The 14,304-nt window shown below is 42.0% G+C and carries 11 protein-coding genes and 1 pseudogene; 4 read left to right on the top strand and 8 right to left on the bottom strand.

Annotated elements, in window-relative coordinates; genetic code table 11:
• The first annotated feature begins 163 nt into the window (after nucleotides 1–163).
• Both AC1DOK_RS06605 and AC1DOK_RS06600 read left to right on the top strand, forming a co-directional pair.
• On the top strand, nucleotides 164–1,459 hold the full coding sequence (locus AC1DOK_RS06605; protein WP_477553457.1) for an MFS transporter: 1,296 nt from the start codon (nucleotides 164–166) through the stop codon (nucleotides 1,457–1,459).
• A 189-nt stretch (nucleotides 1,460–1,648) separates the two neighbouring features.
• Nucleotides 1,649–3,802 carry a YhgE/Pip family protein gene (locus AC1DOK_RS06600; RefSeq protein WP_477553456.1) on the top strand — a complete coding sequence of 718 codons (2,154 nt, stop codon included), beginning with the start codon at nucleotides 1,649–1,651 and terminating at the stop codon, nucleotides 3,800–3,802.
• A gap of 127 nt (nucleotides 3,803–3,929) precedes the next feature.
• On the opposite strand, the gene AC1DOK_RS06595 is transcribed toward AC1DOK_RS06600, so the two are convergent.
• A complete protein-coding gene (locus AC1DOK_RS06595; protein WP_132420118.1) occupies nucleotides 3,930–4,154 on the bottom strand; it encodes a helix-turn-helix domain-containing protein in 225 nt (74 codons plus the stop codon).
• A 279-nt stretch (nucleotides 4,155–4,433) separates the two neighbouring features.
• Between AC1DOK_RS06595 and AC1DOK_RS06590 the strand changes: the two genes are divergently transcribed.
• Nucleotides 4,434–5,435, top strand: a complete 1,002-nt coding sequence (locus AC1DOK_RS06590; protein ID WP_477553455.1) for a beta-ketoacyl-ACP synthase 3 — start codon at nucleotides 4,434–4,436, stop codon at nucleotides 5,433–5,435.
• A gap of 123 nt (nucleotides 5,436–5,558) precedes the next feature.
• Here AC1DOK_RS06590 and AC1DOK_RS06585 read toward each other — a convergent pair whose 3' ends face one another.
• Genes AC1DOK_RS06585 through AC1DOK_RS06575 form a run of 3 tightly spaced genes read right to left on the bottom strand, consistent with a single transcriptional unit; the run spans nucleotide 5,559 to nucleotide 7,961 of the window.
• Nucleotides 5,559–6,185 carry a glycosyltransferase family 2 protein gene (locus AC1DOK_RS06585; protein WP_477553454.1) on the bottom strand — a complete coding sequence of 209 codons (627 nt, stop codon included), beginning with the start codon at nucleotides 6,183–6,185 and terminating at the stop codon, nucleotides 5,559–5,561.
• Complete coding sequence (locus tag AC1DOK_RS06580) at nucleotides 6,151–7,203, bottom strand: hypothetical protein (protein ID WP_477553453.1); 1,053 nt, start codon at nucleotides 7,201–7,203, stop codon at nucleotides 6,151–6,153. The genes AC1DOK_RS06585 and AC1DOK_RS06580 overlap by 35 nt, the downstream gene beginning before the upstream one ends.
• 5 nt (nucleotides 7,204–7,208) lie before the next feature.
• Nucleotides 7,209–7,961, bottom strand: coding sequence for a glycosyltransferase family 2 protein (locus AC1DOK_RS06575; protein ID WP_477553452.1), 753 nt, complete (start codon nucleotides 7,959–7,961; stop codon nucleotides 7,209–7,211).
• 67 nt (nucleotides 7,962–8,028) lie between these two features.
• Here AC1DOK_RS06575 and AC1DOK_RS06570 point away from each other — a divergent pair.
• Nucleotides 8,029–8,541, top strand: a pseudogene (locus AC1DOK_RS06570) (GDP-mannose 4,6-dehydratase).
• Between the two features lie 408 nt (nucleotides 8,542–8,949).
• Here the strand turns inward: AC1DOK_RS06570 and AC1DOK_RS06565 are convergent.
• The 4 genes from AC1DOK_RS06565 to AC1DOK_RS06550 form a co-directional block, all read right to left on the bottom strand.
• A complete protein-coding gene (locus AC1DOK_RS06565; RefSeq protein ID WP_477553451.1) occupies nucleotides 8,950–9,369 on the bottom strand; it encodes a PaaI family thioesterase in 420 nt (139 codons plus the stop codon).
• 207 nt (nucleotides 9,370–9,576) lie between these two features.
• Nucleotides 9,577–11,259 carry a long-chain-fatty-acid--CoA ligase gene (locus tag AC1DOK_RS06560; RefSeq protein ID WP_477553450.1) on the bottom strand — a complete coding sequence of 561 codons (1,683 nt, stop codon included), beginning with the start codon at nucleotides 11,257–11,259 and terminating at the stop codon, nucleotides 9,577–9,579.
• Nucleotides 11,260–11,301: 42 nt separating this feature from the next.
• Nucleotides 11,302–13,080, bottom strand: coding sequence for an acyl-CoA dehydrogenase family protein (locus tag AC1DOK_RS06555; protein WP_477553449.1), 1,779 nt, complete (start codon nucleotides 13,078–13,080; stop codon nucleotides 11,302–11,304).
• A 26-nt stretch (nucleotides 13,081–13,106) separates the two neighbouring features.
• Complete coding sequence (locus tag AC1DOK_RS06550; protein ID WP_477553448.1) at nucleotides 13,107–14,291, bottom strand: acetyl-CoA C-acyltransferase; 1,185 nt, start codon at nucleotides 14,289–14,291, stop codon at nucleotides 13,107–13,109.
• Nucleotides 14,292–14,304: the final 13 nt, after the last annotated feature.

The following is a 14,304-nucleotide window of genomic DNA, read 5'->3' as shown; positions in this document are numbered from 1 at the left end:
ATTATTTATTTGAATATTCTATTGATTCTATTATCAAAATTTTACAGCAGCAAAGTTAGTTGTGCAATCTATTTTAATTATCTTACTATTTAACTTGAGCAGATGTTACAATGAAATTTATGAACTGGACTTATGATCTTGAAGAGATATTGGAGGAGAACATATGCGTTTCTTTCAACAAATAAACACAGATATTAAACAATGGAATCGCAATATCCGTTTGTTTTTCCTAGCTAATATTTTCTATCAGGTGGGCAGTGGTATGTTCTCGGTGCTCTATAATCTGTACATTCAATCACTCGGTTACAATGAAAATATAAATGGATCGATCGTCAGTGTTCAATCACTAGCAACAGCACTCATGTTTATCCCAGTCGGATTTCTAGGAGATCGTAAAAGTCATAAAATCATTTTAATCGTCGGTGCCTTATTTACTGGGCTAACCTTTATAGGACGTGCTTATGCAGAAGCAGAGCTAAGCATGCAGCTTCTAGCTATTGGCTCTGGATTATTCGTATCTTGCTTCCAAGTTCTCGCAGTTCCATTCCTTGCTGAGAATGTAAGTAAAGATCAACGCCTCAAATTGTTCAGCTACCACTTCTCCATGGTACTTGCCGCACAAGTATTAGGCAGTCTTGGAGGTGGCTATATAGCAGATTTACTTCAAGATGCGGGGTGGAATCAAACCTCTAGTCTACAAACCGTATTGATGATCGGCGGCATTGCAAGCTTGATCTCTTTCATACCGCTCTTATTTGTTATCGAACCTAGAGTAAATCAGATTACAGTCACCAAACTGCAGCCTTCAAGCATTCCTGCATCTAATAATAGTCTAGCATCCAAAGATGTGAAATCTGAATGGAAAGTGATCGGACAACTTACCCTCATTCAACTCATTGTCGGAATTGGCTCTGGGCTAGTTATACCTTACCTTAATTTGTACTTCGTCAATCGATTCTCTGTTAACCTCACGACTGTTGGCCTACTCATCTCACTTGGTCAAATCATGACGATAATCTCCATGATGATCGGCCCTATGCTAGTTATTCGTATCGGACAAGTACGAGCACTCGTCTGTTTCCAACTATTATCTCTACCCTTCCTGTTAATTACAGGATTCACGAACTTGCTAGCCATTGCTTCAATTAGCTTCCTATTCCGTCAAGCACTCATGAATGCTGCCAACCCGATTCATTCAACCATCATGGTTGAAAGTGTATCCGACTCACGCCGTGGAATCGTCAACTCGCTTACACAAACGGCATTCATGTTAGGCTGGGCAAGTATGGGGACTGTCCAATCGTACTTCGTAACCACATATGGCTCCTATTGGGGTTATGCCATCACCTTCAGCATTACAGGCGTGTTATATGTAACAGCCGCTTCTCTATTTTATTTTCTGTTTGGTGGAAGAAAAAAGAAGAGCATATCCCAAAAGTCACATCACATGGTGGGATAGCCTCCTAGACCGTTACCATTAAGCGCCAAAACATAAGCAGAAATGCTCTTCTTTCTCTTGATACACGCTGGAATGCTTAAAACCAGCTAATGGTTTTTATAAAGCATGAATTTCTCTCCCTCATTGTTTTAAATCGTCGAAATTAAAGCCATACTATTCGAAATATGGATAGAAAAGGCTGATGTACATATGAAACATATTCTCACGATATTTACCCGCGACATCAACAACATAATAAAGAATTGGGTGGCATTCGTCATCATTGCCGGCCTCATCGTACTCCCTTCGCTATATGCATGGTTTAATATTAAAGCTTCGTGGGACCCCTACGGACAAACTAGCGGGCTAGCCATTGCTGTCGCCAATAATGATCAAGGCGCCTTACTGCGTGATAGACAGATCGATATCGGTAGCGAAATTATAGATTCGCTGCGGGAGAATCGGTCGATCGGCTGGGTCTTTACGGATGAAGAAGAAGCGATCCGAGGCGTGAATCATGGTGATTATTATGCGAGCATCACGATACCAGCCGATTTCTCTAGCAAGATTGCAACTGTCTTAACATCCAACCCGCAAAATGCTGAAATCATCTATCGAGTCAATGAGAAAATAAATGCCATCTCACCAAAGGTGACCGCCGGAGGCGCCAGCGGCATTATTGAAGAAGTGAATCGAAATTTTATCAAAGTAGCGAATGGTGCTATTTTCCAAATTATGAATGAAATCGGTGTCGAACTGGAAAGCGGCCTTCCAACAATCGAACAACTGAGACAGCTTATTTTTAAGCTGGAGGGCATGTTTCCCGAGATCAAACAAACCATCGATTCAGCGTTAGGAGATATCGGTCAGACTAGCCAAATCGTAAATAAAGTGCAAGAACAATTGCCAATCGTCGTGCGGTTAGCCCAGGATAGTCAGGATTTTATTACTGATCTTGGCCAATTTCTGAGTCGGGGAGCGGAGACAATCGATGCCATCGGCCCCGATATCAAACAGAACCTACTACTTCTACAGCAAACGGCGATTGCGACGGAGCAAATAAGCGGCTTGCTTCAGGATACGAATATCGATTCCGATACGCTTGATCGGGCTAATCGACGCCTAGCGACATCAATTGACGTTACGGATAAGATGATTAGCGTTTTTCAGAAATTAAATACTGTGATCGGTGGAGATAAGCTTAAATCCCCGATTCAGAAGCTGCAACAAGTAAAATCGAATTTCAAGCAGCAGGCTGATGTGGTTGGAACGATCAAAAAAAACATTGATAAAGGTGAAAAGCCAGCCCAAACATTGATTGATAGTCTAAATCGATTATCGAAGGAAGCAACCGGCATCCTCGAAGATATTCTAAACCGATTCGACAGCGAAATTCTGCCCTTGATTGTGCAAGGACTCAATCATGCGAAACTGATTACGGACAAAGCAAATGTGATATTAGCGGAAGCAAATCAGAAATTGCCAGGTATTGGTGAGACTTTACAGAATACTGCCGCAGGTCTTTCATTTGGTGAACGAGAATTGAAGGCCATTCAAGATAGGTTACCGACGATTGAAACCAAAATCAAAGATTTGGCTGATCAGATAAGGACGTTTGAGCGGGAATATAAGTTGCAGGACATTATTGATCTTCTGAAATTGAATGCGGTTAAGGAGAGTGAATTTTTCGCAAATCCAGTTCTACTTAAGGAAATTAAGCTATTTCCGATTCCGAATTACGGATCCGCGATATCTCCTTTCTTCTCGACGCTATCGCTGTGGGTTGGAGCGCTATTGCTTGTTTCTTTGCTCACAGTTGATGTACATCGTGATCCTGCACAACCAGGTTCAGCTTCCTATCGAAGCTATGAAGTTTATTTCGGTCGTTATTTAACTTTTATGACGCTGGCTATTCTTCAATCTGTCTTGGTTACACTTGGCGATATTTATATTCTCGGCTGCTATGTTGTCGACAAGACCATGTTCTTCCTGTTCGGCATGTTACTCAGCGCTGTGTTCATGCTCATCGTTTACACACTAGTTTCGGTATTCGGTAATGTCGGAAAGGCCTTAGGAATCGTCCTGCTCGTTCTACAGCTTGCAGGCTCTGGCGGGACTTTCCCGATTCAAATGACACCGCCGTTCTTCCAAGCAATCTACCCCTACCTGCCGTTCACCTACGGTATCAGTATGATGCGTGAAGCCGTTGGCGGTATTCTGTGGGATATCATCCAGAAGGATCTGACCATGATGGGTGTATATGTTGTTATCATGCTTCTTATCGGCCTTGCTTTGAAGAAGTGGATCAATAAAGTAAGCCGTCAACTGGTTCACAAGGCCAAAAAAAGCGGATTGATTCATTAAACTGCTTCATTAAAGTGATGCATTAACCGATCCACTAAATTGACTCACTAAAACTCAAAAACCTTCTTATTGATCCTGCTCTCACAGGAATAATAAGAAGGTAAATGGAAGAAGCGCAAAACTGACATCAAATTGTTAACTCCCCAAGCCTGATTAACTCCACAACCGCTTGTGAACGTCCTTTGACGTTGAGCTTCTGCATGACATTGGAGATGTGATTTCGGACGGTTTTTTCCGAGATAAATAGATGCTGAGCGATGTCTTTGGTTGTTTTGTCTTGTACAAGCAATTCGAAAACTTCTCGTTCACGATTGGTAAGTAAAAATTTGTTCTTATGGTCGCTGCCCTTCAATGTGTCACCCCTCCTTGCTCGGGTTGTAGTAGTTACAAGGGTAAGGGATACAGTCAACATATCTTATGAGTATGACTGATTTATGGTGCGCTGATATAATAAAAATGGGCGGTATTTCTCGCTACTTCACATATTGATTCAGAATATCGATAATCACTTTACTTTTATTTAACCTACAATTGTTATTGACTTTCGGGCTTCCGTTATTGTACATTTAGTACCAGGTACTAGTAGTAATTCACACTATGACATCAATTCTAAATTAAAGAGGTGCTTTGCATGACTGCAGTTCCTTCACAGAATACAACTCTTAACCCACGTATTACGGCTATCGGAAGTTATGTTCCTGAACGTCGATTAACCAATACCGAGATGGAAGCATTGGTAGAAACAAACGATGAATGGATCGTTCAACGTACTGGCATTCGTGAACGCAGAGTAGCTGGAGAGAACGAATATACATCTGATTTTGCAATTGCAGCGGTTAAGAATTTAATAGACAATTATAATGTAGACGTAACCGATGTTGATATGGTTATTGTGGCAACCCACTCATCTGATTTCGTATTCCCTTCCGTTGCCTGTCTAGTTCAAGGTCACTTTGGTATTACAAGCACTGGTGCAATGGATCTCAATGCAACCTGTGCTGGATTCGCATACGGACTACATTTGGCTAATGGCTTAATCAGCTCCGGTCTACATCGTAAAATCTTACTCATCGGAGCGGATAATTTAACACGCGAAACCGATTATACGGATCGCTCCACATGCATCTTGTTTGGTGACGGTGCGGGTGCGGTTCTAATTGAAGCAAAAGAAGAACCTTCTGCATTCTTTACTTCACGACTAGGATCAGACGGTACTGGTGGTATTCATGTCTACCGAATTGGAATGTCTGATACGATGAATGGACAACCACTAGGCGGCAATGGGAAGCTCGTTCAGAATGGCCGTGAGGTATATAAATTCGCTGTAACGACTGTTACACAAGGCGTTGGTGCCTTATTAGAACAAGCTAACATGAGTGTGAACGATATTGACTGGTTCATTCCTCATAGCGCGAACCTACGGATTATTGAGTCCATATGTGAAAGAAGCGGTATTCCATTCGACAAAACCTTATATTCCCTTGAGTACTACGGTAATACATCTGCCGCATCCATTCCGCTTGCTTTACATCTTGGTATACAAGAAGGCAAAGTGAACAAAGGCGATACGATGCTATTGTATGGATTCGGCGGCGGACTAACACATTGCGGCGTCATTGCACAATGGGGCTAATCATATTGTAGACATTTCTAAAAATAAGCAATTAAAAACCGTGGAATGATTTTCTCCTTCGAGGGAGATTGATCCACGGTTTTTTGTGGTTTAGAAGTAGATACTTTGCGCTTTAAGAAGCGTTTAATAAGCTTCCTGATAAATGAACACATCTCCAGCAACAATCAAGCGATGCCCTGACTGACGAGCACGATTACAATAATCTTCATCATAATAGTGACTAGGCGAGGTATTTTCGTCCAGATAACCGATTTGGGTTACTAATTCTCTTTTGAACAACATACATGAATCAGCAATTCGCTGAATCTCGAACCATTTGGCTGGATTAACTTGATTATATTTATCCGTCATCTCTTGAATCGAAGTAAATGGCTCTTCAATTCGCTGTTGTCCACTTGTATCATTTGTTAATGGACCTACAATTCCAATATCATTCTGACTGTACAAACAACGAAGCATATTATCGAGCCAATTAGCGGTTACAATCATGTCTTTATTCAGGAGTAGTAAGGCTTCTCCTCTTGCTATCTTCAATCCAGCATTACAAGCTTTTGAGTACCCATAATTTACTGGATAGGAAATAAACTTAACACGCTCTTGATAACACATTTCTAGTGAACCATCACTTGAGCCATTATCAATAACAATTATTTCATAAGGTGTAAAGGTGTTATGTTTAATGGATTGGATACAGCTTTGCAGCAAGGACTTCCCATTATAATTCGGAATGATAATACTTGTTGTCTGCAAGCTGCTGACCTCCTTCTGCATAACTTCTTTGCCTTTGTTCATCAGGAAAATGCAGTCGCATTCCGCGCTCATTAATCAGCAGTCGCATCGCTTCGATATGATCACTTAGAACTTGACTAATCTGTGAGGAAGTAAACAGCTTTTGTTTGAATTGACCTAGAGATACCTTCACAGGACGAACTTCCAGTCCGCGAGTCACAGCTAGGACATGTGCTTTTGATGGAATAACAAGATTAGCTGGATGGATCGTTTCACATGCTGCCTTCGTCAATACATGCGGTGTTTCCTCAAGTGATGCAGCTCCCAGATCAGGTCTACCTAGACAAAAATTAATAAATTGCTTCGTAACTGGCAACATGTTTCTTTTGCTAAACTCTTGCAATTGCAAGTGCATTCCAGCATCGTTTAATGCAACATCCGTACCCTCCACAATTTCCATTATAAAAGGTAGAATTTGCTCTGCGGTCACACTATCTCGTCCATCTAGGAATAGAAGAATATCTGCTTCAATCAATTTAGCCCCTATTGCTCGAGCAATTTCAGGGCTAATCGGTTCATCATAATACACAATTGTAGCTGTTGACTCTTGTCGTATGAACTCAATCAGTTTCTGATTCGCTCCGCTCACTATACAAATCACTTGCTTCAGTGGAAGCCTTGTCAATTGCTGGAGCAGCTTTTGGGCTGTTTTCTCATGCTTATCTAAAGAAATAATGGCACCTACCGTTTGATCCGTCGGTAATAAAATCCAATCGGTTGCAGGTACCTCCTTCAATTGGCAATAACCTTCAATGTATCCTTTAACAGCGGCGTTATATGCAGTTAACGATAACTTTAACAGCTCCGAAGAACGAAGCCGTTGAACCCATAATTCATTCAGAATAAATAGGCACTGGTTCTGTTCTAAGGAATCTAATTTTAATGTACTCGTTCCAGCATCGACTCTTCCCATTCTGAAGCCCCATTGTTCCCACTTCAATCTTATTTGACGGTTAGTTTCCTTCACTCTCGTTCTCATAAGCTTCACCTCACGATGGCGCGAAGACGTTGTAAATCTGAATCAACACTTGGATTATCTGTATGTGATAGCACCCAGTGCATAGCTTCGACGTGATCGCCAACGATTAAATTCCCGATTGTATCACTATTTTTTCTTTTACGTCTGATTGGATTTTTGGAACCGACGTCAATTACTTTGATAGCTGCAACTTGTAATCCTTTATATATGGCAATGGCTTGCGCTTTGGGCGGCACACATAAGGCTTCATCACCAATTATCTGCAAAGCTCTCCTTGAGATCGCATGTGGTATGGATGTCATGGAGGCGCCCTTCAGATCAGAGCGAAGCAATAAATGATTCAAAGCATGTTTGGCTAAAACAACCTTATGCACTCGTTTACGATGAATCGGACCTAAGTAACCATTTAAGGCAACATCGACGCCTTGCTCTACGGCTCTGACCAGTGGCTTCATCTGAGAGGCTGGAATCACAATATCACCATCTGTGAACAACAAAATGGAGCCTTTAGCCGCTCTGGCACCCACACTTCGTCCTACATCATGTCCAAGCTTCTGATCGAATGAAAGGACTTTGGCTCCCATTTGTTTAGCGATTTTCTTGGATCCGTCTGTTGATCCATTAATAACTACAATTACTTCTGTTTCCGGATGTACGCGGTAAGCTTCAGTAATGACAGAGGCAATCGTTTTACGTTCGTTGAACACCGGAATAATAACAGACACTATAGGTGTATCTGAATTAGTAAATCGTTTCATGATGAATGCCTCCTCTAGCTAATGTATACTATGGCATTTGAGGAAAGCAGGGCAGGGCATTAGCTGAATAGCTTGGAAAAAAAGGCGCTGTTATCTCCTCGATCGGTCCCCCCAGCATGCTGCACAAGCAGATGTCACAAGCACGATTCGCGATCCCTTACAGGATGTTGATATTAACATTAGCGGAACTATTCAATTGTTAGAGGCATGTAGCCTTGCAGGAGTAGATAAATTTATTTTCTCTTCTACTTCAACTGTCTACGGTAATCTAAATAAAATACGACTTAAAGAGGAAAACCCTACCCATCCGATCTCTTTCTACGGTCTCTATAAATACAAAGCTGAGAACTATATTCGTGCTTATAGTCGTTTGTAGTCGCTGTTTTTCTCCATAAAACAAAACCATCCCCTATATATCCATGGAGAAGGCGAAAAAACACGCTATTTTATTTATGTTAAGGACGTTCTCAAAGCGAATCTCGCTGCGATTAAACTCAGTAATGGAGAATCCTATCATGTCAGTACAGGGACACAAATATCAGTAAATACGTTTGTGTTTATCGAGCACATAGCTAGTTAGCCTGTATTCCGTACAATCAAAATATGCTTATTGGACGTAAATGGGGATTAGTACGAATTTTGACTGCATGTTATGCAGGCAAACACTCCAAGTGGAATAAAATAGTCCATTTGAATGCACAAAATGCAGGCAAACAGCGGACAGGTGACGGGCAAACAAACGAACAGGCAATCAAATAGATAAATTAACAAGCGAACCACGGAATGAACAAACAAACTAACTAACAATCAAGCAAGCTGGCAACCAAACTCACTAAACAATATGCATACCAAAAGATCGGAAATTAACAAAGGGAGGTACCATAGTCATTTATTGCACTGTAACCCGCAAGATCGACGCTTGTGTCCAAGTGTCTACAGTTCATATCTGACTTCTGGAACATCCCTTATTTCTGAAGCATTGCCTCCATTAAATGACTCGAAAAGAGCCAGTACCGTGCGTCGCCAGTTGACCTTGTTCATCTGTCACGCTACCGGTTACGGTTATCGTTTTGCGTGATTGATGAATAACCTCAGCTGTTGCATAAACTTTACCGCTTTTCATTGGTGATACAAAATGTACATTTAAGCACGAGGTTACCGTCTTCTCTTGGGGACCTCGGGATAGCATAGCTGCAATTCCCATCGCATTATCGAGCATCGAGGACAAGACACCACCATGCACAATTCCAATTGGGTTCAGATGATGCGGCTCAAGATCAAGACTAATTACGACTTTATTCGCTTCCAAACGGTGCAGCTTACAGCCAAGATATTCCCAGAACGTGCCCTTGGCTCGTTGTTCCAATTGCTTCCAAAACGCTTGATCGATTTGTATTTCTTCTGACATATGCTAGCTCCATTCCTAATAATTATTTAATCCTTACATCTTCAGAATATTATATCACGTAGCAACGGTTGTACCCTCAATATAGCAACTGTTTATCTAATAGAATTTCTAATAGAGTTTCTTAAGGTGACTCTATGCACTCATTGGTTTAACGTCATATATTCTAGATTCAGCAAAAGCCCCAGAAGGGGCTTTTGCGTAAACCTATCAGGAAATATGTTGCTTCTGCAATTCTTCCTCAAGTAGCTTACGGCGAAGCACTTTACCAACGAGCGTCTTAGGCAAAGTATCGCGGAACTCATAGCTTCGAGGGACCTTAAAGGCAGCAAGCCGTTCACGGCACCACTTATCTAGCTCTTGATCCGTAACATTAACCCCTTCGCGAAGCACGATAAAGGCTTTAACGGTCTCACCTCGATAGGCATCCGGAATTCCGGCAATCACGACTTCCTTTATATCGGGATGCTGATACAATACTTCTTCGATTTCACGCGGATAAATATTGAATCCACCCGCAATGATCATGTCCTTCTTACGATCTACAATGGTAAAATAGCCATCTTCGTCCATGGTTCCCATATCGCCTGTATATAACCAGCCATCACGCAGCGTACTCGCTGTCTCTTCTGCTCGATTCCAGTAGCCTTTCATAACCTGCKGCCCTTTGACTACAAGCTCACCAATTTGTCCAATTGGCATTACCTCACCAGTTTCAGAATCAACTATCTTGGCATTTGTATCTGGTAATGGTAATCCGATCGTTCCATTACGACGTTCAGCCCAAATTGGATTCACATGCGTAACTGGAGAAGTCTCTGTCAATCCGTAGCCTTCAATCAACTTACCGCCTGTAATTGCCTCGAATTTCTCCTGTACTTCATGAGGAAGTGCAGCAGCACCACTTACGCATACTCGAATCGAAGATAGATCATACTCCTTAATCCGAGGATTGTTAATGAGACCAATATACATCGTCGGTGCACCTGGGAATACGGTACCTTTTAGTTTAGAAATTGCTTTCAGAATGGCATCTGCATCAAATTTAGGGATAAGCACCATCAAACCAGCCAACATAACCGCTTGATTCATGAACACCGTCATACCAAATACGTGGAAGATGGGAAGGACGCCAATAAACACTTCTTCCCCTTCTTTTAACTTGTACACCCATTTAATAATCTGCGTCGTATTCGAATTCACATTATTATGGGTCAGCATGACACCCTTAGATAGCCCTGTGGTTCCCCCTGTATATTGCAAGAGAGCAAGGTCATTCTCTGCATCGATTTTGACAAATAACGGTTGATTAGACGCCGAGGTAAGCGCCTTCTTAAATGAAATTACAGTTGACGTGTATGTAACTGATAGATCCGCTCCCTCTTTTTTGGCCTTAATTGGATATAGCATATTAATCGGGAACGGTAAGTAATCTTTGATCGATGTTACGATCACCTGTTTAATACTTGTCTTACTTTGAACGTTCAGAACTCGGCGATGAAACATGTCTAGCGTTACAATCGTCTCAGCACCTGAATCCATAAGCTGAAATTCCAGTTCACGTTCGGTATACATAGGATTCGTCTGTACCACGACGGCTCCGATTAGGAGCGCGCCGTAGTAAGATATAACTGCTTGAGGACAATTGGGGAGCATAAGAGCAACACGATCTCCCTTATTAACCCCGAGATTTTGCAGCACATGAGCGAATCGATAGCTAGCATCTAGCACTTGTGCGTAATTCATTTTTTTACCCATAAAATATAGGGCATCTTTATTCGGATACTTCTGTGCCGTTTGAACTAAGAATTGAGCAATATTATGCTGGGGATACTCGTAGCTGGGAGCAACTTGAGCTGGGTATTGCTTAAGCCATCGTCTATCCGAATGCATTAAACCATCCCTTTCAATTATACCTTAGCTTGCGACCTAATATTATACGATGTACTTCTCAGCTTGAATGACACGAGCCGCAATTTCACGTTTCAAAGCTATAGAATCGACTGGAGTAGCTTTAGTCAGCTTCTTGAGCATTGATAACTGTGTACGAAGCGTATCTCCGCTTTCCATAGCTGACAATGTTTCTTTAGCCCATTCTTCAATTTTGCTAAATGCCTCATAAATGAACACAGTTGTCATTTGAATGGCATTGTTCGACTTATCCTCACTAGTACGTTTGATCATTTTCTGTGTACGAAGAAGTGCACTTTCCATCGCATAGATTTGGATCATGATATCTGACATATTGCTTAGAACCTCTTGTTCTTTCTCGATATTCATCCCGTATTTCTGAACAGCGAGACCTCCAACCATGAGGAAGATTTTCTTAGCCATTGATAGTAAGTGAGCTTCTTGCGAAAGAGCGGAACCATCATTCTGACTTGGCATGATTTGCATCAATTCACTTTGCAAGGCCATAGTCTTCTGCATCAAAGGTAACTCGCCCTTCATTGCTTTCTTAAGAAGTGAACCTGGGATCAGCAAGCGATTAATTTCATTCGTGCCTTCAAAAATACGATTAATCCGCGAATCACGATATATCCGTTCGATTTTGTATTCTTGGATAAAACCATATCCTCCATGAATTTGGACTCCTTCATCCGCTACGAAGTCAAGACTTTCAGAAGCAAATACTTTGTTAAGTGAGCATTCAAGCATATAGTCAGCAATTTGCTTGAGTGACTGTTTATCAGCTTCTGGGCTGTTAGGATCAATATCTTTGAGACCTTGCTCTACCATTCCTGAGGTACGGTAAACTACACTTTCTGTTACATAAGTGATAATGTTCATATCTGCCAGTTTCTTACCAATTAACGGAAAGGAAGATAGCGGTGAATTAAATTGTGTTCTTGTGTTCGCATATTTAACACTGATCTCTAGTGCTTCCTTCTCTGCACCTAGACAACCAGCACCTAATTTGAAACGACCGATATTAAGGATATTAAATGCGATTTGATGCCCCTTACCGATTTCTCCTAATAAATTTTCTACTGGGACCTTCAGATCTTCGAAGAACAATGGCCGAGTCGAGGAACCCTTAATCCCCATTTTCTTCTCTTCAGTACCAATTGTAAGACCAGGCATATCACGTTCAACAATAAATGCACTGAAATCCTTGCCATCAATTTTGGCATATACAATGAAAATATCAGCAAACCCTGCATTCGTAATAAACTGCTTAGAACCGTTCAGAATATAATGCGTTCCATCTTCTGACAGCTTAGCTGTTGTTTTAGCACCTAGGGCATCCGAGCCTGAAGTTGGTTCTGTTAAGCAATAAGCTGCGAGCTTAGCGCCTGATGCAAGATCAGGAAGATACTTCTGCTTCTGCTCTTTTGTACCGAAGTACACGATAGGAAGCGTACCAATACCGACATGTGCCCCTAATGAAAGCGCAAAGGATGAACCTCTTGCTAATGATTCATTAATCAGTGTTGCGCTTACTTTATCTAATCCTAGCCCACCGAACTCTTCTGGCACTTCTGCTCCAAGCAGACCAACCTCACCCGCCTTACGCAGCAGCTTAACCGTCAGGTCATAATTGAGCTTTTCGATTTCTTCATCATGTGGAATTACTTCTGTGTCTATGAAATCACGAGTTGTTTCAGCAAACATACGCTGCTCTTCTGTAAAATCCTCGGGTGTTAGAATTTGATCTGGCTCTAAATCTTCAATTACAAAGCTGCCACCGACAATTTTCGTTCCAGTAATCATTCAAATCGTCCCCTTAATCAAATTAATTACTCAGCAAATACTTCGAATACCCCAGCTGCGCCCATTCCTCCGCCTATACACATCGACACTACCCCATAACCACCACCTTGACGTCTTAATTCATGAATAAGACTAGTCGTCAGCTTCGCACCAGTACATCCTAATGGATGGCCTAACGCAATAGCTCCACCGTTTACATTCACTTTATTCTCATCAAGTCCAAGCTCCCGAATGATATGCACACACTGGGAAGCAAAGGCTTCGTTAATCTCGAATAATTTGACCTCATCTAACGATATACCAGCCATCTGCAAAGCCTTGGGAATTGCCTTAACGGGTCCAACTCCCATGATTTCAGGTTCAACACCTGTTACTGTGAAGGAACGAAATACAGCAAGTGGCTTTAGACCAAGCTCATCTGCCTTCTCTCTGCTCATCAGTACAGCTGCTGCTGCGCCATCACTCATTTGTGAAGTATTCCCAGCAGTAACGGAACCTTTAAGGGAGAAAGCAGGCTTAAGCTTCGCGAGTCCCTCAACAGATGTATCTACACGTACACCTTCATCCATATCGAAAGTGAACTTCTTCTCCCAGAACTTGCCGTTATCATCTACGCCTCTAAATGAAGTTGCAACGGGTACAATCTCCTCTTTAAACTTGCCTTCTGCAATGGCAACTGCTGCCTTGCGATGACTGTTTGTCGCATACCGATCCTGATCCTCACGATTTACTCCGAATCGATTCGCCACATTCTCAGCCGTATTCCCCATGCCAAGGTATACTTCCGGCATGGACTCAATAATCCCAGGATGTGGTGAAACCTTAAAGCCTGTCATCGGTACATGACTCATGCTTTCAACCCCACCAGCGATTACTACTTCAGCGGAGCCTAGCATAATGCGTTCTGCTGCATAAGCAATCGCTTGTAAGCCAGATGAACAGAAACGGTTGACCGTAATGGCTGGCACTGTAACAGGAAATCCTGCATACAATGCCATCGTACGTGCAAAATTAAGTCCTTGCTCACCCTCTGGCATCGCACACCCGATAATGATATCCTCAACATCTTCCTTACGTAGTCCTGGCGCTCTTGCTATAACTTCTTCAAGCACTACCTTGCCTAAATCTTCCGCACGCGTCTGCGACAAGCTACCTTTCTTTGCTTTGCCGACAGGCGTTCTAGTGATGGATACGATCACAGCCTCTTTCATGAAATGTTCACTC

This window comes from Paenibacillus sp. P5_B5 (genome assembly GCF_056400365.1).
The sequence above is the reverse complement of the archived record's forward strand: the minus strand, read 5'-3'. Positions and strand labels throughout refer to the sequence as shown.

Bases quoted from the DNA above. Each gene is read 5' to 3' on its own strand.
- AC1DOK_RS06605 (WP_477553457.1), top strand. From the start codon at position 164: ATGCGTTTCTTTCAACAAATAAACACAGATATTAAACAATGGAATCGC.
- AC1DOK_RS06600 (WP_477553456.1), top strand. From the start codon at position 1,649: ATGAAACATATTCTCACGATATTTACCCGCGACATCAACAACATAATA.
- AC1DOK_RS06590 (WP_477553455.1), top strand. From the start codon at position 4,434: ATGACTGCAGTTCCTTCACAGAATACAACTCTTAACCCACGTATTACG.
- AC1DOK_RS06580 (WP_477553453.1), bottom strand. From the start codon at position 7,203: ATGAGAACGAGAGTGAAGGAAACTAACCGTCAAATAAGATTGAAGTGG.
- AC1DOK_RS06575 (WP_477553452.1), bottom strand. From the start codon at position 7,961: ATGAAACGATTTACTAATTCAGATACACCTATAGTGTCTGTTATTATT.
- AC1DOK_RS06565 (WP_477553451.1), bottom strand. From the start codon at position 9,369: ATGTCAGAAGAAATACAAATCGATCAAGCGTTTTGGAAGCAATTGGAA.
- AC1DOK_RS06555 (WP_477553449.1), bottom strand. From the start codon at position 13,080: ATGATTACTGGAACGAAAATTGTCGGTGGCAGCTTTGTAATTGAAGAT.
- AC1DOK_RS06550 (WP_477553448.1), bottom strand. From the start codon at position 14,291: ATGAAAGAGGCTGTGATCGTATCCATCACTAGAACGCCTGTCGGCAAA.